Raw genomic sequence first — 20,027 nt, 5'->3', positions numbered from 1 at the left:
ACTCCCGGCGCGGCGCCGCCGGCCTCAACCGCTTCGAACGGGACGTCCTCGGCCGGTGCAGGGCGGCGAACTCCCGCAAGGCAGCAGCCTCGTCGGCCGACGGCCGGACGTCACCGCTCCGTCCCGCTCAGATTCCCCAGGTGGGGTCGGCGGAGGTGGGCGGGAGGAACGCAGTCCTGGTGACGAATTCCCGGAGCAGCAGGCGCCAGACGTACCATTCGTGTCCGCCGTCCACGAACGCGGTCTGCACGTGGACGCCGGCCGCGGTGAGGTCGCGGACCTCGCGCAGCGGTCCGCGGTGCCGTGTCTGGAAGCCCTGGTTGATCGGGTCCTGACGGCCCCCGCCGACGAACACCGCCGCCTTCTTGATCGCGGCGAGCTGCTCCTCGGTGAACCGTGGCTCAGGTAGAGCGTGGGGTACGGCGCGGCCCGCTTCGGGTCGTAGCCGGGCGGCGTGTAGACGACGAGGTGGTTCGTGTCGACGGGAGTGAGGTGGCCGGGCGAGGGATAGGTGGCGTGCTTCAGGGTGCCGCGCTTTCCGGTGGCCGGGCCGAGCCAGGAGACGTCGGCGCCGTGGAAGGCGGCGTCCGACGCACCTCGCCATCGGCCAGGAAGACCTCGGCGGCAACGCCCCCATGATGACGGCGACCACGGAACGTGAGGGACTGATCAACGCCGGCGTCCCGTTCACGTACTACTCCACCGGTGGCGGGCACACCTGGAGCTTCTGGCAGTCCACCCTGGAGGACTTCCTCACCCGGGTCGGATTCCGCACCACCTCCACCACCGCGACCGCGGCCGCCGGCCGGCTGACCGCGCAGGTGGCCGCCTCCACCGCCGAGCCCGCCGTCCCCACCGGCACCGTCCGGTTCAAGGTCGACGGCGTGGCCGTCGGGAAGCCGGTGGCACTGGTGAACGGCGAGGCCGTCCTGAAGAGCGACCGGACCGGCACGGTCACCGCCGTCTACAGCGGCGACCGCTACTACAACAGCAGCACCGGCACGGCGTCCTGACGAAGGCTCACCCACTGCGTCCGGGGGGCGACGGCCGGCCCGTTCAGAGCTTCCGCACGCGGCACCGGAGTCGGAGTCGGAGTCGGAACGTGGCGAAGCGAAGCGCTACTGGGCGACGATGCGGATGAGCTTCTTGTTGACGAACTCCTCCATGCCGAACCGACCCAGTTCGCGTCCGAAACCGGAGCGTTTGACACCGCCGAAGGGCAGCTCGGCGCCCTCCGCGCCGACGCCGTTGACGAAGACCATGCCGGCCTCGATGCGGTCGGCGACGCGCTGGGCCTGGCCCGGGTCCGTGGTGAAGACGTAGGAGCCGAGTCCGTAGGGGGTGTCGTTGGCGATGCGTACGGCCTCGTCCTCGTCGGCAGCGGGGAAGACCATGGCGACCGGGCCGAAGAGTTCGTCGCGTGCGGCGGAGTGGCTCGGGGTGAGACCGGTGAGCACGCCGGCGGGGAAGTGCGCGCCGTCGCGCCGGCCCTCGGTGCGGAGGGTGGCGCCCTGGGCGACGGCGGCGTTCACCTGACGCTCCAGCGCCTCGGCGGCGGCCACCGAGGACAGCGGAGCACCGGACTGGGCGGCGAGCAGCCGGGCGGTGAACTTCTCGACGAAGGCGTCGTGCAACTCGGTGTGGACGATGAAACGCTTGGCTGCGTTGCACGCCTGGCCGGTGTTGTCGAGGCGGGCGGCCACGGCTGCCTCGACCACGGCATCGAGGTCGTCGACGGACAGCACGATGAACGGATCGGATCCGCCGAGTTCGAGGACTACCTTCTTCAGGTGGCGTCCGGCGACCTCGGCGACGGCCGCGCCGGCGCGCTCCGACCCGGTGAGGGACACGCCCTGGACCCGCGGGTCGGCGATGAGGTCGGCGATCTGCCCGTTGGTGGCGTACACGTTCACATAGGCGCCCGACGGGAAGCCGGCGTCGCGGAACAGCCTTTCCAGGAAGGCGGCGGTCGCGGGGCACTGCGGGGCGTGTTTGAGTACGACGGTGTTGCCTGCGGCGAGGTTGGGCGCGGCGAACCGGGCGACCTGATAGGCGGGGAAGTTCCAGGGCATGATGCCCAGCAGGACGCCCATCGCACTGCGCCGTACGACCGCGGTGCCGGGGCCGGAGGTGACGTCGAGCGGTTCGTCGGTGAGAAAACGCTGCGCGTGGTCGGCGTAGTAGTGGTAGATGTCGGCGCTGAAGTCGATCTCGGATTCGGCCTCGGCCTGCGGCTTGCCCATTTCCCGCACGATGCCGGCGGCCAGTTCGGCCCGGTGTTCACGATGCAGGTCGCCGAGCCGCCGCAGGAGGACCGAGCGCTCGGCGACGGAGCTGGTGCGTCCCCAGGCGGTGGCCGCGTGGGCCGCGTCGAGTGCGTCCGCGATGTCGGAGTCGGTGGCGGTCGCGTAGCTTTCGACGACCTGGCCGGTGGTCGGGTCGGTGACGGCGTACATGTGGTCTCCGGAAGTCGTGAGGGGAAGGGGCGGTTCGCTCTTCACGAGCGTGCGCGGTGGTGCGGACGACGGCCTAGGGCCTACGGCCGCAGGATCGTGCGGACGCCGCTGTTGTTCTTCAGATCGTCGAGGGCTGCGGCCGCCTCGGCCAGCGGCCGGACCGTGCCGATCAGGTCGTCGACGGGGAGCCGGCCGGACAGGTACAGACGGGCCAGTCTGGGAATGTCGATCTCCCCCACGCTGGAGCCGTAGTTGCAGCCCAGGATGCGCTTGCCCTGGTCGGCGAGATCGAAGAGGTCGAACGCCCCGGTCGCGCCGGTGGGCGTCATGCCTACGATGACGGCCGCTCCGCCCGAGGTGAGCATGGCCGGAAGGGTCTCGATCACCTTGGGGCTGCCGATGGCCTCGAAGGCGTAGTCGACTCCGCCGAGTTCCTCCTGGCACCAGCGGGCGACGTCGGTGGAGGCGCCGTGGAGGGTGTGGGTCGCCCCGAATCGTTCCGCGACGGCAAGACGCTCAGGGGAAAGGTCCACGGCGACGACGGGATCGGCGCCCGCCAGCCGCAGGCCCATCACCACGGACAGGCCGACTCCGCCGGTGCCGATGACGACCGCGGACTCTCCGGGACGGACACGGGCGGTGTTGACGACCGCCCCGACGCCGGTGGTGATGGAGCATCCGAGGAGGGCGCCGACCTCGAACGGCAGTTCCTCGGGGACCTTCACCGCGGCGGACTCCGGGACGACCACACGGTCCGTGAACGCGCCGAGGCCCAGGTAGGGCCACACCTCCTCGCCGTCGGCGTCGGTGAAGGGGGTGGTGCCGTCGGGCAGTGTGTTGGCGACCGCCGTGGTGCCGGTGCACAGCCACGCCTGGCCGGCCACACACTTGCGGCAGCGCCTGCACGGGGCGAACCAGGACAGCACGACGTGGTCGCCGGGCCGGAGTGTGGTGACGCCGGGACCCACCGAGGTGACCACGCCCGCCGCCTCGTGGCCGAGGACGAGGGGGCGGTCGCTGGGCCAGTCACCGTTCACGATGTGCAGGTCCGAGTGGCAGACGCCGGCGGCCCGCACGTCGATCGCCACCTCGCCCGGTCCGGCGGGCCGGAGCGAGACCTCGCGTGTCTGCAGTCCGGTGGCGGGGTCGAAGACGATCGCGGGCGATTGCTGGGACGACATCAGGACGTCTCCACCTCTTCGGAGTTCGGGCTCGGTGCGAGCCTGGTGTGGGGTTTGGCGACCGCGATGTAGACCAGGCCGATGAGGAACAGTGCGGAGAAGACCAGGACCACGGCCCAGACCTGGATCCAGCTGCCGTCGACCGGCGCGAGTTCGGTGCGGGGCCAGGCGATGTTGACCGATTCGAACAGCAGCCAGACGACGGCCAGGACGTTGACGACCAGTCCGGCCCGGCCCAGGTGCAGATGTCCCGAGGACGGCTGCCAGCGGCCCGTCAGCCGTGCGGCCAGGGCCACGACAGCGACGGTGAGGAAGATGAAGTAGAACCCGCCGGAACCGAAGGAGATCAGGGTCGCCGCCGCGTTGCCGTTCAGTCCGAGCAGCAGCCCGAGGGCGGCCAGCACGGCCGTCACGACCAGGGAGACCCAGGGGATCTGACGGGCGCCGACGGTGGCGAGTGCCGGGGAGAACGGCAGCTGCCGGTCCCGGGCGAAGGCGTACACGGCTCGCCCGATGTAGGTCTGGATCGAGATGGCGCAGGCGAAGAACGCGATCAGCACCACGAGGATGAAGGGCTTCTCGGCCCAGTCGCCCAGGCCGTCCGTCACGGCGGTGAAGACCGGGTCGACGATCTCGCCCGAGACGGCCTGTCGCGGCTGGGGAAGGGCCAGGGTGACGGCCACACCAGTGAGCAGGACCGTGAAGGCGACGAACAGGTAGGCGCGCATCAGGGCTCTGGGCACGCTGCGGCGCGGCTGCTCGGTCTCCTCGGCCACCTGCGTGGTGGCGTCGAAGCCGAGGAAGGCCCAGCCCGCCACCGCCAGACAGGTCAGGAATCCGGCCGTCACCGAGCCGCCCGAGGCCGTGCCCGCGCCAAGGGTGTCGAAGAGGATGCCGAAACCGTTGTGCCGCGCGAAGACCAGCAGCACGAGGCTCACCGCGATGGAGGCGACTCCTTCGGCGATGATGCCCGCGTCCAGGAATCGTTTCACCGGGTTGACGCCCAGCAGGTTGATGCCGAGCGCCACGGCGACGAAGACCACCCCGAGCAGCACGTGAGATGTGGCCGACATCGTGCCGTCGCTGAAGAGCATGTACAGCCAGCCGGCGCCGAGATAGGCCACCGTGGTGAGGGAGGCGACGGCGGAGGCGAGGTAGAGCCAGCCCACCAGCCAGCCCAGCCGCGGCCCCGCGAGCCGGCGCACCCACTGGTACACGCCACCCGTGACGGGGAACTGGGACGACAGCTCGGCGTAGACGGACGCCACCAGAAGCTGTCCGAGGAACGCCACCACGACCGCCCAGATCCACGCGGGTCCGGAGAAGAGGAAGCCGAGCTGGACGACGGCGTAGATGCCGACCACGGGCGAGATGGTCGCGAAGCCGATGGCGAAGACGGACCAGGCGGAGAGGCTGCGTTTCAGCTCTTGCTCGTAGCCGTAGGAGGCCAGTTCACCGGCATCGGTGCGGACGTCGTCCACGTACGTCTCCTGACAGGGGTGAGGGCCGTGCGCGTCGCCGGCCGGCCGTGTGCACGGCGGCTTCGGGCGGCGTCGACGGCGACATGGTCTGTCGGCGCGGGGCGGGGTGGGTACACCGCGCGGCGGTTCCACCCCGGTATTGGCCGCATGACCAATTGCTTATTGGCTGCACACTCAATAACATCCTGGACATGACGTCAAGAGGCACCGCCAAGCGCGTCCGCAAGGCTCCCGCCGAGCGACGCGGCGAGATCGTCGCCGCTGCCGCGCAGGTCGGACTGACCGAAGGGCTGGAGTGCGTCACGCTGCGCAGGGTGGCCGAGGAGCTGGGCGTCCGCCCCGGGCTCGTCAGCCACTACTTCCCCGTCGCCGAGGAACTCGTGGCGGAGGCGTTCGCCGATGCCACCAGCGCGGAGCTCGACGGCTTGCTGCCGGACGATTCCGGCGATCCCGGCGGCGGGAGCGGCGAGAGCGTGCTGATCGCGCTGCGGCGGTTCCTCGCCCTGATCTCCGGCGAGGAGTTCGACGACATCAGCCGGCTGTGGCTGAACGCCCGGCACCTGTCCCGCTACCGTCCCGCACTGCACGAGCAGGTGGTCCGCCAGGAACTGCTGTGGTGCCACCGCATCGAGGAAGTGATCAAGGAGGGGGTGCGGGCGCGCGCCTTCACGTCCGAAGACCCCTGGGCCACCGCCGTACGCATCCTCGTCGCCATCGACGGCACCAGTGCCTACGTCAACACCAGCGTCCAGCAGCGCCAGGCGCCGATCACCGGCCTGGTGCGCACGGTCATGGAAGCGGAACTGAATCTGCCGCCGGGCGCGCTGGCAGCGCCCTGACGGGGCCCTGAACACGTTGACGGCGTCCCGAGGTGCGCGTTCACGCCGGGCAGGTCGGCGAGAGACCGACGGGACCTGGCTACACCACCGACGGCATCGGCTGGCGGCCCGTCACGCTCCCCACAACCACCCCCTCTGCAACCGTCGACTTCGACTCGCTGCCCGGTGGCGAAGCGTGCCAGCTACGTGTCATCGCCTCCAGCGGACTGCGCACGTCCACCGTGACCAGCGAGCCGTTCCGGGTGCGGATCAAGGGCGTCCGGCCGTTCATCACCGTCGTGTCGCCAGCCGGTCCCGTCGTAGCCGGGCAGCCGGTCGAGCTACACGGCCACGGAACAGACCTGGAGTCGGGCGAGTCAGTTCGGGGCGGGGCGCTGCACTGGCACTCCACCGCCGACGGCTTCCTCGGCCACGGCCCAGTGATCACCGTGCAGCTGTCGGCAAACGAGCATCGACTGATGCTGCATTACGGAGAACGCGCCGAACACGTCGCCCTGTACGACCTCACCGTCACCGGCCGACAAGGCCGACCAAACGACTAACCACGAGCCATCTCGCTCATCGTGTTCGCGCTGCGGCGAAGGCGACCAGGTCCGGGTGGGCGAGCGCGAAGGCGCCGACGGAGTCGGCTGTGCCGTTGTCAGGTGGAGCACCCGCTCGTGGTGTCGCTGACCGGCGGAAACCACGGGCGACGTCATCAGTTGCTGCCGCTGCTGGACAAGGACCCGGCCGTGGCTGACGCCTTCGGCCGCCCCCGAACCACCCACCGCCACGTCCAACGCGTAGCTCCGTGAGATGACTTTGTCAGGACCTCTTAAGCCAGCGTTGCAGCGCCTCGGGCACGTTCGTTGGATGCGAGCTGAAGCTCAACCGGATGCCGGGCTGGAGGTCGATGAGCACGTTGACGATCCGTTCGAACAGGACGGTGTACTCCGGGACATTCTTGATGCCGCCGCCGATGAGCACGACCCCGAACGAGCGCCCGTCGAACAGTCGGCGCAGCTCGGCCTCAGCCTCGTCGGGGTCCAGGCTGACATAGCCCTCCTCGCCGTCGATACCTGTGGCCTGGAGCGCAGCCCAGCTGCGCTTCCTCATGGCGACAAGCTCCTCGAGCGTCGCGACCCCCGGCGGAAAATCGTCCGGCGAAAGCGCATCAGAGGTAATGCCGAGGGTCAGCACGCGTTGATTGATCGGAGGCTTCACTTCAGAGTTCTTGTGGGACATGGGGTCGCTCCTCCAAGGCCGTATGGCCCCCTCTGACGGCACCCCCATGGGGTCTCCTCAGTTCTGCGGGGGAAGTTCAAGAGAAAGTATGGCTAGCCACATGACTAACGTCGCTGCAATCGCGTGGCTAGCCAAGTATTCGCGGGGGCGAGGTGGCCGCCTTGGCTCGCTTCGGAGTGCGCCGACCACTTGCATGGCGGACCACGTAAACGAACGCGGCGACCGCCAGGGTGTGCCCGTACCGCAGATCACCCAGAAACCTGTCATCACCCGGGCAAGCGACCCTCGGTCGCCACCGTCTACCGCACCCTCGCCGAGGATGAATCGGAGAGCCGAGCAGTCACCGGAGCTTCAAGATCAGCTCATTGCCTCGTATCTCGGCAGCACAAACTGAGCTACAGGGCGGCTCCACGCTGGTTCAACGCCCAGGCCAGCTCCCGGTTGCCGCGCGGGCCGCCTCCAGCCCTGCGCCCCTCCCCTCCAGCCGGGCGGTCAGCTCGGTGTTCATCTGCTCCAGACTCGCGACCCGCCGCTGGAGTTCTTCGACGTCGGCGGGGCACCGAGTCACACCATGCCTGCTCGCCCATCAGCTCCGACAGGAGCCGCTCCAACCGGCGGACCTGTGCCACGAGGCGGGTGTTGCGGGCCTGAGAATTGGCGAGGTCGGCTTGCAGCGAGGCCAGACTGACCGGTGAGGGCTCGCGTTCGGCGGCGTGGATCAGCGCGAGCAGATCACGGTGGCGATAGAGGAACGTGCGGTCGATCCCGGCCTGCCGGGCGATGCCGCTCACGCTGATCGCCGTGCCGGTCCGGGTGGCCTGCACGATGGCGCACTCCACACACCGGCGGCGGCGTTCGCCGCCGGCGCGGCGGCCGCCGGCCATAGCGGTGCCCATGCGGACCTTGTGGTGTGGATGTCGGGCAAGGGCTTGCCGATGCAGGGCATGCCGAGCATCACACTCCGGCTGCGGCGCACGACGGCGACGGCCTCCCCGATCTGAGCCCGTTCCTCGCCCGTGAGGTCACCGGGATCAGCCTCGACCCGGTCGATCAGCCGACGCACACTGCGGATCCCCTCCGACGCTCGGTCAGGGACAGCAAAGTGGGGTCCGGGGACTTGGTCGGCCTGAAGGGCGGCGAAGTCGGCGCGTGCCCGACGGACTCGCCGTTCGCCCTCCGACGCAGCACGGTGTGGAGCATGTCGTCGGTGATGGCCGGCGGCCGGCCGCCGTTCGATGTCGCCCAGGTGTGCCAAAGCCGCTGTCGGCGGGCGCCGCTGCTGGCTTGTATCGGTGCCCCGCCGCCTTCGTCGCCTCCTTTCCCCTCCTGGACCGGCCGCAGGTTCCCGGCCGGCGGTCGCCAGCCCCACTCCTTGCCGTCCGCATCGTCCCGCATTACGATTACGATCGTAAGCTAAACGATCGTAATTCAATGATCAGGGAGTCCGTCATGGCGACACATCGGCCGGTAGCACTCGTGACGGGGGCGTCATCGGGGATCGGTAACACAACCGCTCGCGCCTTCGTCGCAGCCGGGTTCGAGGTGATCGGAACCGGACGGAGCACCTCGGGACTCACCCCGCCCGCCGGTGTGATCTTCCTCGACCTCGACGTGACCAGTGACGAATCCGTTACCGCCGCCGTCCAGGAAGTGATCGAACGGTTCGGACGGATCGACGTCCTCGTCAACAACGCCGGTCTGGGCTCGGCCGGCGCCGCCGAGGAGAACTCCGTCGCCCAGGCCCAGGGCCTCTTCAACCTCAACTTCTTCGGTCTCGTCCGTATGACGAAGGCCGTCCTGCCGCACATGCGCGCCCAGGGCCGTGGACGCATCGTCAACCTCTCGTCCGTCCTCGGCGTCATCCCGCAGCCCTACATGGCCCTCTATGTCGCCGCGAAGCATGCCATCGAGGGCTACTCCGAATCCCTGGACCACGAGGTCCGCGAGCACGGCGTCCGCGTCCTGCTCGTCGAGCCCGGCTATACCCGGACCGCTTTCGATGCCAATGCCGCGCAGCCCGACACCCCGCTGCCGCTGTATGCGGAGCGGCGGCGTGTCTTCGACGAAGTGGTCGCCGCCGCGATGAAGACCGGCGACGACCCTGCCGTCGTCGCCAAAAGGATCGTCACGGCAGCCACCGCCCCGAAGCCGAAACTGCGCTACACCGCCGGACCGCTCGCCTCACGCATCACCACCGCGCGACGCCTCGTCCCCGCGGGGATCTTCGACAAGCAGATCCGCAGGTTCAACCGGATGCCCGGCTGACGTCGCACCCGGCCCATCCACCTGCAGTGCGCGCGAGGCGCGTTCAGCTCTGACCTGACAAGGGGCATCACCATGGGAATCAGCACGGAAGCACAGCAGTTCGCGCAGTTCCTCGAAAGCGTGCGCGCGAAGGCGTCGACACCGGGCCTCGATCTGGCCGTCGTCCGTGACATCGTCGACACACATGCTTCGGCATCGACCGAGCCGGAGGGCGTCACCTACGCCGAGGTGGACGCGGACGGCGTCCCCGCCCTGTGGGTCATCCCCGAGGGCGCCGACCCCGACAAGGCGCTGCTCCACTTCCATTTCGGCGGATCGGTCGCCGCCTCGATCTCATCGGACCGCAAGGCCGCCGGCCACATCGCCAAGGCGGCCGGAGCCCGCTCACTCGTCGTGGGCTTCCGCCTGGCGCCCGAGCACCCCCACCCGGCGCAGATCGACGACGCCGAGACCGCCTACCGCTGGCTGCTCGGGCAGGGCTACGAGCCGCGGAACATCGGCAGCACCGGCCACTCCATCGGAGGCACCCTCGCGGTCGCGCTGCCGCTGCGCCTGCTCGCCAAGGGCGAGGCAGCCCCCGGAGCGATCGTCAGCATCTCGCCGTGGACCGACCTCACCATCAGCAACCCGAAGGTGGACGAGAACGAGGAACTCGACAAGATGCTCAGCCGGGACATCCTCGAGCAGTTCCGAGCGGCTTGGCTGCAGGACCCCGGCGTGGACTTCACCGACCCCGACATCAGCATCGTGAACGCCGACCTGACCGGCCTGCCGCCCACGGCCCTCCACTACGGCGAGTACGAGGCGCTTGCCGGCGAGGGCGCCGACTTCGGCCGCCGACTCGCCGACTTCAAGATCCTCTCCGAGGTCCACCCGCTGCCCGAGGGTCAGCACTCGTTCATCCTGGGCGCGGGGCGCGTGCCCGAGGTGGACCGGGCGATCGAGCAGGTGGGTCAGTGGCTTCGCCGGCACCTCGGCAGCTGACGTGGAAGCTGTCCGGACATGCGCATCGTCCGCCGAGAAGGCAACCGAGAAGATCACGCAAAGGGATGGCTGACGTGAAGGCATTCGTCGTCGAGAAGTACGGCAAGGACGGCCTGCGCGCCGCACAGGTACCCGAGCCCACCGTCGGGGACAGGGACGTCCTGGTCAGAGTGAGCGCCACCAGCATCAACCCGCTGGACAAAATGGTCCGCAACGGGGAGTTCAAACGACTCCTGAAGTACAAGCCTCCGTTCGTGCTCGGTCACGACGTCGCCGGCATCGTGACGCAGATCGGCTCCGCCGTGCGCGACGTGGCCGTCGGCGACGAGGTCTACGCACGTCCCCGCGACCTGCGGATCGGAGGCTTCGCCGAGTTCATCGCGATCGACCAGGACGACGTCTCACCCAAGCCGCAGTCACTCACCTTCCGCGAGGCGGCCGCGGTACCGCTGGTGGCCCTGGCCGCCTGGCAGATCCTCGTCGACCGCGCCCACGTGAAGCCGGGCCAGAAAGTGCTCATCCATGCCGGTGCCGGCGGCCTCGGATCGACGGCCATCCAGCTCGCCAAGCACCTCGGCGCCACAGTGGCGACGACCGCGAACACTGATTCCGAGAAGTTGGTCAGGAGCCTCGGCGCCGACATCGTCGTCGACTACACCAAGAAGGACTTCTCGCAGGTGCTGTCCGGCTACGACCTGGTGCTGGACTCGCTGGGCGGAGACAACCTCGAGAAGTCGCTGACCGTGCTGAAGCCCGGCGGCCTGGCCATCAGTGTCGTCGGCCCGCCGAACGCCGCGTTCGCCAAGCAGCTCGGCGCCCCACCCCTTCTGGGCCTCGTCATGAACGTGCTCAGTCGCAAGATCCGCAAGCAGGCCAAGGCCCTGAGCGTGCGCTACCAGTTCCTCTTCATGCAGGCGAACAGAACCCAGCTGCGCGAGCTCGCCACCCTCTACGACAACGGACAGCTCCGCCCGGTCATCGACCGAACGTTCCCCTTCGACCAAACACTCGAAGCGATGGCGCACGTCGAGCAGGGCCGCACCACGGCCGGAAAGGTCGTGATCTCGATGGCGCCCGACAACGACTGAATCGGGCCGGCCGCAGAAAAGGCGTGTGCCGGGACTCCACTACACCGTCGGCCACCATTGGAGTACGTTCGCAATCCAATATGATGGCGAAGCGCGGGCGACCCTTCCGGCGCACAAAAGGAGCAAGCGCGTGACGCGTTACGGGAAAGAGCACAAGCAGGCGACGAGGCAGCGGATCATCGAGACCGCCGGCCGCCGGTTCAAGCGAGACGGTATCGACGGCTCGGGCATCTCGACGCTGATGGCGGACGCCGGACTGACCAACGGCGCCTTCTACGCGCACTTCGCGTCCAAGGACGACCTCGTTGCCAGCGCGGTCGCGGACCAGTTGCGCGCGCAGTACGCGAACGTCATCGAGCAGGTGGCCCCCGGGATCGCCGGAGTCGAGCAGATCGTACGGTGGTATCTGTCGCCCCAGCACCGCGACAGTCCCGGCGACGGCTGCCCCTCTGCGGCACTCCTCGATGAGATCGGGCGCTGCACGGACGAGACCAAGCAGGCGTACACCGACGGCGTGCTCGCCGTCATCGACGGTATCGCCGCTCGCCTGGCGCCTGCCGATCCACGCTCGGCGCACACGAAGACCCTCAGCGTCTACGCCATGATGGTCGGGACACTGCAGCTCTCCCGCGCCCTGGCCGACCGGCGCCTCTCCGACGACCTCCTCGAAGAGGGCATCCGCAACGCCCTCACTCTGCTCAGCGCACAGGAGTAGCGCTGACACGCCGCAGCTGAAGAAGGGGGCCAAGCATCTCCTCCGTGATCAGCGAAGAGCTGCCGGGAAGACCGAACGGCGCCCGGCCTCTTCACGCCGCGGCCGTTGGATTAGGACTTGTCCGGCCGATCATGAAGGAGGGGCTGGTCTGCTGCTTGGGTAGAGGGCTGTCGCAATCGTGTGGTCGAGGGGCGGCTTTTCCGGGCCGATGCAGGAGTGGATCTATCCTGAGCGCCTAGGGAGGGGGGCTGTGGAGCGAGATGTTCAGCTCGTGCGGGACTTGGTGGCGGCTTCGCCGGGCTACGAGGACCTGTTTGAGGCGCATGTCTTCAACGAGGACGGTGTCTTGCCCCACGTGTTCTTCTGGGATGTCGTTCAGGAGACCGTCGCATCGTTCCTCGAAGGGGATGAGACGGACTGGCAAGTCACGCTGCGGTTCCTGGAAGAGCAGCTTCGACTCGATGTCCCCGAAGTGACCAAGGTGGTTGTCACCTCGTTTCTCTTCAGTCTGCCGTGGCCGGATCAGCCCGGATACGGCCTTGTCGACCACCTTGGTCCCGCCATGAGTGCACGGTTCGCTGCGATCCGGTCGTCCGGATAGGACTTGTCCGGTCGAACGTGTGGCTACTGCGGGTCCAACCCGTTGATATGGCCATGGGGCGGGGTGATCTGAGTGATGCCGAGCGGGAAAGGCTGCGGCCGTTCCTGCCGGTCAGCAACAGGCGTTGTGGCCGGTGGCGGGACCGCCGGCAGGTGATCGACGGGATTCGGCACCGGGTGCGGACCGGAGTGCAGTGGCGTGACCTGCCGGAACGGTTCGGGCCGTGGAAGACGGTCTACGAACGGCACCGGCTGTGGTCGGCCGACGCTGCCGGCGAGATCGACTGGGACGTCTCGGTCGACTCAACCATCGTTCGTGCGCATCAGCATGCGGCAGGTGCCCGCACCGACCCACCGCCGGCACCCGCTTCAAAGGGGGCCGAAGGGTCAGAACATATGGACGAAACGCCGTGGCAGAGTCTGCACGGCCGCCTGGTGGAGGTGGTGCGGGAGGTGAGGGCCTGGGCCGCCCGCGGGGCGGGTTCACCACCAAACTCCACCTGAGCGCGGACGGCCGCTGCCGCCCGCTGTCTCTGATCGTCACACCGGGCCAGCGGGCGGACTGCACCCAGTTCAAGCCGGTGCTGGAGAAGATCCGCGTCCCGAAGTCGGCACAGGGCAGGCCCCGAAAGAAGCCCGACAGCGTCGCCGCCGACAAGGCACACAGCAACGGGCCCTGTCGTGAGTACCTGCGGCGCCGGGGCATCGGGCACACGATCCCGGAGAAGGCCGACAGCCAGGCCGCCCGCCTACGCAAAAGGCCCACGCGGCGGGCGGCCACCCGGCTTCGACGAAGAGCGGCACAAGAAGCGCAACACCGTCGAGCGCGCCATCAACCGGCTCAAACAGCACCGAGCGGTGGCCACGCGCTACGACAAGCGCCGTTACGTCTACCTAGGCACCGCCACCGCCACCGCCCTCACCATCTGGCTCCGAACATGATCGGCCGGACAAGTCCTAGCCGATTCGGCGGCGCGGCGGTATTCGGCGTTGATGCGCTGGGCCTCTTCGAGCTGGTCTTCGAGGATGACGATGCGGCAGGCGGCCTCGATCGGGGTGCCCTGATCAACGAGCTCCCGGGCTCGGGCCGCGATGCGCAACTGGTAGCGGGAGTAGCGGCGATGACCGCCCGCGGAGCGCAGCGGGGTGATCAGGCGGGCTTCGCCGATCGCGCGCAGGAAGCCCTGGGTGGTGCCGAGCATATCGGCGGCCCGGCCCATCGTGTAGGCGGGGTAGTCGTCGTCATCGAGCCGGCCGAACGAATCGTCTGCTGTCATCGCACCTCTCTGTGGAACGCCTGGAGGGGCCCTGGTGTCAGATGACACCAGGGCCCCGAAGGAACTGCTACACCATCTGCCGGCCCTGGTACTGCGCCGGCCTTCTGTTTCCGCAGACCCGACCGAGCTGCTGTCGGGGGTGCTGGGATCGCGGTTGCTTGACCGGAGACCACCTCACTATCGATGTCCTGCGGTACCCGGGTTCAAGGTTTCGGCCCGGGCGATCCTGATGGCGCTCGGCTCCTCCGTTCTTCCCTCTTGATCAAATACTTGCCAAACGGGGACTGCGTACTGCTCTGTACTGCTGGTGATGCGAACTCCCGGTGATCTGAGTAAGCGCCACCCTTCGGCAGCCAGCCCCGTCGCCCGTCCTGCGTCTGCTCTGGCTTGGAACCCCACTGCCGAACCTCCCGGCACGCGCGCCCGCAGCCGACGCCTTTACCGAGGAACCACTGACAATGCACTGCTGGTACTGCGACCTGCACTTACGGGTACTGCACTTGCGTCAACTGCGGTCCTGCTCACGGCGGCCCCTGATCACTGCGGGCCACCCGGCCCGGTCGTCAGCCCCGTCGCCATCCAGCAACAACCCTGGCTTCGGAACTCCACCACCGCACCGTCATGCGCACTGCAACTGCATACTGCTGCCCGGCAGTTCGTGTCTGCCGGGCCCTGCTCGATCTCGGCTACGAGAGAAACCATAACCACACCACCACCCAATGTCTACTCTGGCCGACATAGATTTTGGTGCGCACGGCGGAGAGGTAATCGAACCCTGGCGGGGCGAGGAAGTCATGGGCTCCACCGGCGGAGCCGATCAATGAACGAACCCAGACACCGGCGCATCCGACCATGAGCCATGCCAGCAATCAGCCCATCTGGCCGATAGGCCGCAAGCTTGACAAAGCTGATTCCACGGAATGCGGAGGTGGCACGCCATGTGGCTGACCCGCATCGATGCGAAGATCGCCGCCGTGCAGCAGCGGCAGGCAGAAACCGAGCATGGCCGGCGGCGCCGCCCCGAGCCGCCGCAGTGGACGGCCGAACTGGGCATCGGCGCCGGACGCCCACCCTTCCAGGTTCACGCCGGCGACTGCCCCATGGCAGGCAAACGGCGCCGCTCGGTCGGCCGGGACGAAGCACGCCGCCTCCTCGCCAGCGGCCTGCGGCCCTGCACCCACTGCCGCCCCGACAGCCAGCTCGACATCATCGACTTACCCCGCGGCACCACCCCGACGTTCCACCACCGCCCCCTGCCGCAAGGACACCAGCACGACGAGTACTCCCCCGCCCCCGCCTCCGGTCGCAGATCCTGACCCGTCCGCGTTCGTCTGTCTGGGCAGCCAAGTCGGCCCCTGCGCCACCTGCCAGCGCAAGACACACAAGGACGGCCACGGCGGCAGCCCCCTCTGCCAGCGGTACATGGACCCCGTCCTGAAAGACTGGGGACCGACCACCCGATTCACCAGCACCCGCCCCTGACGGTCAGCCCGCCCGGTGACGTGGCACCTGCCCCAGCCGATGCTGACCGCCCCGACCGCCGACCCCGCCCTGCCACCCGGTTGGGCCGCGGAACCGAAGTGGGACGGTTCTCCAGACACCTCGCGATGTCTCATTCGGGTAGGTCCCAAAGCCACCCGTAGCGGCTGAGGAAGGGCGAGAGCTCAGACTTCCGGGAGGAGTCGCGACGCGAGAACTGCTCACCAGCCATCTGGCACCGTCCAGGAAGCGCCCTGGTCAAGGCTGCTGGTCTGTGCGACGGGCTGAAGCCTGCCGGGTGTCCGCGCCGGAGCTCACGTGCCGCTGCGTCTCCTTGGGGCCGTGCCAGTCCAGGCACATCACGGTGGCATCGTCTTCGAGCCGGCCACCGGAGGCGTCCCGGACTGCGGACGTCAGCATCAACGCGGTCTCCCGCGGGTGCAGGTCCCGTGTGCGCTCCAGCAGGGCAGGCAGGTCGACCTTCTCCCCGTGACGTTCGACCATGCCGTCGGTGAACATGAGCAGACGGTCACCATGGCGCAGATCGAGATCCTGAACGCGGTACGGGAGCGTCGCGAACTCGGACAGCCCGAAGGGATGGTCCACCTCGCAGGTAATCACCTCCACCGCCCCCTCGCGCATACGCAAGGGCCAGGGATGACCGGCGTTGACGAGCTGGGCCTGCCCGGTGCGGAGATTGATGCGCAGCAGCTGCCCGGTGGCATGACCGTGGCCGTGACCGGCCAGTGCCTGGTCGGCCCGGTGAGCCTGTTCGGCCAGGCCGACTCCTGCGCGGCGGGCTCCGCGCAGGGCGCTCACCAGGACCGTGGCGGCCAGAGCGGCATCGATGTCGTGGCCCATGGGGTCGGTAACCGAGATATGGAGGGTGTCGCGGTCCAGGGTGTAGTCGAACGTGTCGCCGCTGAGATTTTCGGAGGGCTCCAGGCTCCCGCACAGGGTGAACTGTGCGGCCTCGCACGACAGTGCCGGGGGCAGCAGCTGGTACTGGATTTCTGCTGCCAGGGTGGGAGGCCTGGAGCGTTTGCCCCACGTGTAGAGGTCGGTGAAACGCCCGTTGGCGATGACGACGTAGGCCAGGATGTGGGCGGCTTCCCCGACCTCATCAAGGACGTCCTCGCCAAGGTCGGCCGGCAGGAGCAGTTCCAGCAGCCCGATCGCATCCCCCCGGTTGGTGACCGGCACGATCACCCGCTGTCCCTCACCGGTCGCCTCCTGATACATCCGCTGGGTACGGATCACCTCCTCGTAGACGCTGCCGAACAAGGGGATCCGCTCCGCCTCCCACTCACCCTCCGCAGGGGAGCTGGACAGCCGCGCAACCGCCTTACCCGTCAGGTCCACGATGAGGAAAGAAACCTTCATGGCCTTGAAACGCCGCCGCAGGTCCTCCGCGATCACGTCGACGGCATCCACCGGCGCAGCCGTCTCCGCCGCCGTCAGCAACCGGGGAAGTCCACGCTGCCCACCACTCACGACCGCAGCCCCTTCCACCCGCCCCACCTACCAGCCTGAGAATCACGACAGCAACCGTCAACACATGAAAAGTCATAATAAATGAAGATGATCACGTTATGCGCATATGAAGCGGGTTTGTTTCCCACGTCAGCCCGCGGACGCGGCCGTCACGACTGCTCCAGTCGCGAGCTCGAGGAGGGGCTGGCCGCCTCCGCCCCTACGTGGGGGCGATGAGGGGGGCCCGTCGCCCCACGCGGCGCCCAGCATGCTGACTGCACGGGCGGGTCCCGCACCTGTGACGGGCACTCGGCTGGCCTGCACTGAAGGGAAGTGTGGACGCTGGTATGCACACCCCCACAGCGCCCAAGGCGTCGACAAGCAACCAGCCCGGGCGTTGCCTCTGCGGGCGTCGACCGTGCACTGACCAGCCGTGGTCGAGGCTGAACGCCACGGCCGTGGCGTGTGTTCTTGTGGTGCGCTTGTCGACCGCCGAGTCAGCGGCTGCATTCGCTGCCGGCTGCAGACCGATGACGGGTGGTGTTCAGCCCGGGAAGGTGGCCGGAAGAGCGATTCCGCCGAGACTGGTGGTGCTCTGGTTCTGTGTCAGGGACAGATGGGCGGTGATCCGTTTTCCCGTTTCACGTAGCGCGACGACGACTCTGTCGCTGACCGTGTGTACCAGGTGCAGTCCATGACCGCCGATGCGGCGCGGGTCAGCCTTCTTCGCCGCCGGCTTCTCGGTGGAGCTGTCCCAAACGGTGATCGTCAACTCGTCACTGGACAACCGCAGGGTCATCCCGCAGGGGCCAGGAGCGTGCAGGATGGCGTTGGTGATCAGCTCACTGGCGGCGAGTTCGGCGTCGACCGCCAGGGCGGTCGATACTGCTGTGCGGCCGGTTCGCGGGGCGTGGCCGAGGAAGGCGCGCAGGGCCTGGCGGGCGTCCGCGGCGCGGGCCGCGCCCTCCCCCCAGATCGCGCCGTAGCGCAGTGGAACGCCCCCGTCCGGACCCTGCAAATCGGCCGTTTGTTTCCTCGGCGGGATGACCATACGGTGCTCTTTCGTCGCATTCACGGTCTTCGGTGTTCTTTGGCTTTTCCGTTCTGTCGCGTACCCGGGTGCCCGCCACACACACCGTGGACGCTCCCGACACGGCCACCCGATTGCACGTTCCGTGGATCAGGGCTGGGTAGCGGCATCGCTGTCGGGGTGGAGGGGGAAGATCTGGTCGAGGCCGACGATGCGCAGCACGCGCAGGGTATGGGCAGGAACTGCGGCGAGAGCGACGTCGGCTTGGGCGGCCTGAGCGAGATTGCGGGCGGCGATCAGGGCGCTGATGCCGCTGGAGTCGCAGAATTCCAGACCGGCCAAGTCCAGGACGAGGCGCTGTCCCGGCTGGAGGGGGATCGTCGTGAGCAGGTCCGGCAGTTCGGTGGCGTTGGTGTAGTCGAGTTCGCCGATGATCTCCAGAACGGGACCGGTCAGGGCGTCTCGGGCGGTGATCTTCAACGGAGTCATTCGGCGCCTTTCGTCCTCGGGTCGAGGGTGGATGTGGGGATGCCGAGGGCGAGCAGGGCGGTGTCGTCGTCGAGGCCGTCGCCGAAGTCGTCCAGCAGACCGGTGAGGGCCTTGATGAGGTCGTGCGAGGGCTTGCCGGCATGGCCGGCGGCGAAGGCGCGCAGGGCCTCGTCCCCGTACAAGGTGGTGCGGTCCTCGCCCGTGCGGGCTTCGGTGAGGCCGTCGGTGTAGAGCAGGAGGGTGTCACCGGGGGCGAGGACCGTGGTGGCGGTGGCGAAGCGCGCGTCGGGCAGGGCTCCGACGAGGAAGCCGCCGGGGGTGGGCAGGAAGTCGGCTGTGCCGCAGGCCCGCAGTATGAGCGCCGGGGGGTGGCCGCCCGCAGCGAGTCGGACGGTGACCTGCCCGGTGACTGGATCGAGGTCGAGGATGCCGAAGATGACGGTGCAGTAGCGCGCGTCGCCGCTTCCGGTGTAGCGCTCGTGGAGCACCGCATTGAGGGTGGACAGGGCGGAGACGGGTTCGGGGTCGTGCAGAGCGGCGGCGCGCAGGGTGTAGCGGGTCAGCGAGGTGACGGCGGCGGCCTGCGGCCCCTTGCCGCACACGTCGCCGAGGAAGAACGCGAAGCGTTTGCCGTCGACCGGGAAGACGTCGTAGAAGTCGCCGCCGAGCCGGTCGGGAGAGGCGGTGCGGTAGTGGGCGGCCGCCTCTACTCCGGCATGTGGGGCAAGGTGGCGGGCAGCAGCGACTGCTGGAGCACCGCGAGGGCCTCCTGCAACCTGGCACGGTCGGCCTCCGCCTGTCTGCGCGCCTCCTCGGCCGCCTTACGGCCGCGCAGGAGTTCCTCCTCGTAGGCGCGGCGGTCCCGGGCGTCGAAGACGGTCGTGCGGATGAGCAGTGGCTCGCCGGTGCCGCCGTACTTGACCACAGAGGAGACCAGGACCGGTATCCGGGTGCCGTCGGCCCGTTTCATCTCCAGGGCGATGCCGCCGAGCCTGCCCTGCATGCGCAGCAGCGGCGCAAAGTGCGTCTCGTGGTACAGCTTGCCGCCCACGGTCAGCAGGTCGGTGAACCGCGTCCGGCCCACCACCGCCTCCCGCTCCAGACCGAGCCAGTCCAGCAGCGTGGTGTTGATCTTCGCGATGGTGCCGTCCATTAGCGTGGACAGGTATCCGCACGGCGCGCCCTCGTACAGTTCTTCGGCGCTGTCCTCCAGCAGCGAGGCGAACGCCGCATTCGCTGTCTTCTCCTTGCTTGTGCAGTGCGGGTCGGGCTGATGCCCGGGGTGGCACATCAGCGCAGGCCGGCGAGGAAGCCGGTGATCGCCTCGTTGGTGGCCTCGGGGGCGGAGAGATGCGGGCAGTGCCCGGTGGCGTCGAGCGTGATCAGCGTCGAGCCGGGGATCGACCGGTGGACGTAGGCGCCGACCCCCGGGGGCGCGATGGCGTC

At 68.6% G+C, this 20,027-nt stretch carries 20 protein-coding genes and 2 pseudogenes; 11 read left to right on the top strand and 11 right to left on the bottom strand.

The features are described from left to right. Positions 1-127: 127 nt before the first annotated feature. Positions 128-355, bottom strand: coding sequence for a hypothetical protein (locus tag ABT070_RS44655; protein WP_351768931.1), 228 nt, complete (start codon positions 353-355; stop codon positions 128-130). 283 nt (positions 356-638) lie between these two features. On the opposite strand from ABT070_RS44655, the gene ABT070_RS44650 reads away from it, so the two are divergent. Further along, entirely contained in the window at positions 639-1,013 is a 375-nt protein-coding gene (locus ABT070_RS44650) for an Ig-like domain-containing protein (RefSeq protein WP_351768929.1), read from the top strand. A 105-nt stretch (positions 1,014-1,118) separates the two neighbouring features. Here ABT070_RS44650 and ABT070_RS44645 read toward each other — a convergent pair whose 3' ends face one another. The 3 genes from ABT070_RS44645 to ABT070_RS44635 form a co-directional block, all read right to left on the bottom strand. After that, positions 1,119-2,456, bottom strand: a complete 1,338-nt coding sequence (locus ABT070_RS44645; protein ID WP_351768927.1) for an aldehyde dehydrogenase family protein — start codon at positions 2,454-2,456, stop codon at positions 1,119-1,121. Between the two features lie 80 nt (positions 2,457-2,536). Next, the gene (locus tag ABT070_RS44640; RefSeq protein ID WP_351768925.1) at positions 2,537-3,637 is read right to left on the bottom strand and encodes an alcohol dehydrogenase catalytic domain-containing protein; all 1,101 of its coding nucleotides are present in this window, start codon (positions 3,635-3,637) and stop codon (positions 2,537-2,539) included. Further along, positions 3,637-5,118 carry an APC family permease gene (locus tag ABT070_RS44635; protein WP_351768924.1) on the bottom strand — a complete coding sequence of 494 codons (1,482 nt, stop codon included), beginning with the start codon at positions 5,116-5,118 and terminating at the stop codon, positions 3,637-3,639. Before ABT070_RS44635 ends, ABT070_RS44640 begins: the two co-directional genes overlap by 1 nt. A gap of 191 nt (positions 5,119-5,309) precedes the next feature. Here ABT070_RS44635 and ABT070_RS44630 point away from each other — a divergent pair, with 191 nt between their 5' ends. Both ABT070_RS44630 and ABT070_RS44625 read left to right on the top strand, forming a co-directional pair. Further along, positions 5,310-5,957 carry a TetR/AcrR family transcriptional regulator gene (locus ABT070_RS44630; RefSeq protein WP_351768922.1) on the top strand — a complete coding sequence of 216 codons (648 nt, stop codon included), beginning with the start codon at positions 5,310-5,312 and terminating at the stop codon, positions 5,955-5,957. A 32-nt stretch (positions 5,958-5,989) separates the two neighbouring features. Next, entirely contained in the window at positions 5,990-6,499 is a 510-nt protein-coding gene (locus tag ABT070_RS44625; protein ID WP_351768921.1) for a hypothetical protein, read from the top strand. A gap of 262 nt (positions 6,500-6,761) precedes the next feature. On the opposite strand, the gene ABT070_RS44620 is transcribed toward ABT070_RS44625, so the two are convergent. Continuing rightward, positions 6,762-7,181 carry a hypothetical protein gene (locus ABT070_RS44620; RefSeq protein ID WP_351768919.1) on the bottom strand — a complete coding sequence of 140 codons (420 nt, stop codon included), beginning with the start codon at positions 7,179-7,181 and terminating at the stop codon, positions 6,762-6,764. A gap of 713 nt (positions 7,182-7,894) precedes the next feature. Between ABT070_RS44620 and ABT070_RS44615 the strand changes: the two genes are divergently transcribed. The 7 genes and pseudogenes from ABT070_RS44615 to ABT070_RS46380 all read left to right on the top strand — a co-directional run bounded on the left by ABT070_RS44615 (position 7,895) and on the right by ABT070_RS46380 (position 13,775). Next, complete coding sequence (locus tag ABT070_RS44615; protein WP_351768917.1) at positions 7,895-8,182, top strand: hypothetical protein; 288 nt, start codon at positions 7,895-7,897, stop codon at positions 8,180-8,182. Positions 8,183-8,630: 448 nt separating this feature from the next. Beyond that, positions 8,631-9,446 carry an oxidoreductase gene (locus tag ABT070_RS44610; RefSeq protein ID WP_351768916.1) on the top strand — a complete coding sequence of 272 codons (816 nt, stop codon included), beginning with the start codon at positions 8,631-8,633 and terminating at the stop codon, positions 9,444-9,446. A gap of 72 nt (positions 9,447-9,518) precedes the next feature. Further along, on the top strand, positions 9,519-10,430 hold the full coding sequence (locus ABT070_RS44605) for an alpha/beta hydrolase (protein WP_351768914.1): 912 nt from the start codon (positions 9,519-9,521) through the stop codon (positions 10,428-10,430). Positions 10,431-10,504: 74 nt separating this feature from the next. Beyond that, the gene (locus ABT070_RS44600; RefSeq protein WP_351768912.1) at positions 10,505-11,518 is read left to right on the top strand and encodes an NADP-dependent oxidoreductase; all 1,014 of its coding nucleotides are present in this window, start codon (positions 10,505-10,507) and stop codon (positions 11,516-11,518) included. Positions 11,519-11,648: 130 nt separating this feature from the next. Continuing rightward, positions 11,649-12,233, top strand: coding sequence for a TetR/AcrR family transcriptional regulator (locus tag ABT070_RS44595; protein ID WP_351768911.1), 585 nt, complete (start codon positions 11,649-11,651; stop codon positions 12,231-12,233). A gap of 208 nt (positions 12,234-12,441) precedes the next feature. Further along, complete coding sequence (locus ABT070_RS44590) at positions 12,442-12,834, top strand: hypothetical protein (RefSeq protein ID WP_351768909.1); 393 nt, start codon at positions 12,442-12,444, stop codon at positions 12,832-12,834. Positions 12,835-12,881: 47 nt separating this feature from the next. Next, positions 12,882-13,775 (top strand): annotated as a pseudogene (locus ABT070_RS46380) (IS5 family transposase). Here ABT070_RS46380 and ABT070_RS44575 read toward each other — a convergent pair. Continuing rightward, positions 13,724-14,110, bottom strand: coding sequence for a MerR family transcriptional regulator (locus ABT070_RS44575; RefSeq protein WP_351768907.1), 387 nt, complete (start codon positions 14,108-14,110; stop codon positions 13,724-13,726). The pseudogene ABT070_RS46380 and the gene ABT070_RS44575 sit on opposite strands and share 52 nt — an antisense overlap. A gap of 938 nt (positions 14,111-15,048) precedes the next feature. Here ABT070_RS44575 and ABT070_RS44570 point away from each other — a divergent pair. Then, positions 15,049-15,426, top strand: a complete 378-nt coding sequence (locus tag ABT070_RS44570; protein ID WP_351768905.1) for a DUF6233 domain-containing protein — start codon at positions 15,049-15,051, stop codon at positions 15,424-15,426. 421 nt (positions 15,427-15,847) lie between these two features. On the opposite strand, the gene ABT070_RS44565 is transcribed toward ABT070_RS44570, so the two are convergent. The 5 genes and pseudogenes from ABT070_RS44565 to ABT070_RS44545 all read right to left on the bottom strand — a co-directional run. Next, positions 15,848-17,023, bottom strand: a complete 1,176-nt coding sequence (locus tag ABT070_RS44565) for a PP2C family protein-serine/threonine phosphatase (protein WP_351768933.1) — start codon at positions 17,021-17,023, stop codon at positions 15,848-15,850. Between the two features lie 583 nt (positions 17,024-17,606). Further along, positions 17,607-18,113 carry an ATP-binding protein gene (locus ABT070_RS44560; RefSeq protein ID WP_351768903.1) on the bottom strand — a complete coding sequence of 169 codons (507 nt, stop codon included), beginning with the start codon at positions 18,111-18,113 and terminating at the stop codon, positions 17,607-17,609. A gap of 129 nt (positions 18,114-18,242) precedes the next feature. Next, positions 18,243-18,581 carry an STAS domain-containing protein gene (locus ABT070_RS44555; RefSeq protein WP_351768901.1) on the bottom strand — a complete coding sequence of 113 codons (339 nt, stop codon included), beginning with the start codon at positions 18,579-18,581 and terminating at the stop codon, positions 18,243-18,245. Continuing rightward, a pseudogene (locus tag ABT070_RS44550) lies at positions 18,578-19,872 on the bottom strand (PP2C family protein-serine/threonine phosphatase). The gene ABT070_RS44555 and the pseudogene ABT070_RS44550 overlap by 4 nt, the downstream one beginning before the upstream one ends. Beyond that, positions 19,872-20,027: alpha/beta fold hydrolase (locus ABT070_RS44545; RefSeq protein ID WP_451103037.1), on the bottom strand; the 156-nt coding region annotated here is incomplete at its 5' end. The gene ABT070_RS44545 and the pseudogene ABT070_RS44550, both read right to left, overlap by 1 nt.

This window comes from Streptomyces sp. NPDC002884 (genome assembly GCF_040295245.1).
Lineage (GTDB): Bacteria > Actinomycetota > Actinomycetes > Streptomycetales > Streptomycetaceae > Streptomyces.
This window is presented reverse-complemented; position numbering and strand designations above follow the sequence as displayed.

Coding starts and splice junctions, on each gene's coding strand:
- ABT070_RS44560 (WP_351768903.1), bottom strand. CDS start 18,113: ATGGTCATCCCGCCGAGGAAACAAACGGCCGATTTGCAGGGTCCGGAC.
- ABT070_RS44620 (WP_351768919.1), bottom strand. CDS start 7,181: ATGTCCCACAAGAACTCTGAAGTGAAGCCTCCGATCAATCAACGCGTG.
- ABT070_RS44570 (WP_351768905.1), top strand. CDS start 15,049: ATGTGGCTGACCCGCATCGATGCGAAGATCGCCGCCGTGCAGCAGCGG.
- ABT070_RS44575 (WP_351768907.1), bottom strand. CDS start 14,110: ATGACAGCAGACGATTCGTTCGGCCGGCTCGATGACGACGACTACCCC.
- ABT070_RS44650 (WP_351768929.1), top strand. CDS start 639: ATGACGGCGACCACGGAACGTGAGGGACTGATCAACGCCGGCGTCCCG.
- ABT070_RS44555 (WP_351768901.1), bottom strand. CDS start 18,581: ATGACTCCGTTGAAGATCACCGCCCGAGACGCCCTGACCGGTCCCGTT.
- ABT070_RS44610 (WP_351768916.1), top strand. CDS start 8,631: ATGGCGACACATCGGCCGGTAGCACTCGTGACGGGGGCGTCATCGGGG.
- ABT070_RS44605 (WP_351768914.1), top strand. CDS start 9,519: ATGGGAATCAGCACGGAAGCACAGCAGTTCGCGCAGTTCCTCGAAAGC.
- ABT070_RS44590 (WP_351768909.1), top strand. CDS start 12,442: ATGCAGGAGTGGATCTATCCTGAGCGCCTAGGGAGGGGGGCTGTGGAG.
- ABT070_RS44630 (WP_351768922.1), top strand. CDS start 5,310: ATGACGTCAAGAGGCACCGCCAAGCGCGTCCGCAAGGCTCCCGCCGAG.
- ABT070_RS44645 (WP_351768927.1), bottom strand. CDS start 2,456: ATGTACGCCGTCACCGACCCGACCACCGGCCAGGTCGTCGAAAGCTAC.
- ABT070_RS44640 (WP_351768925.1), bottom strand. CDS start 3,637: ATGTCGTCCCAGCAATCGCCCGCGATCGTCTTCGACCCCGCCACCGGA.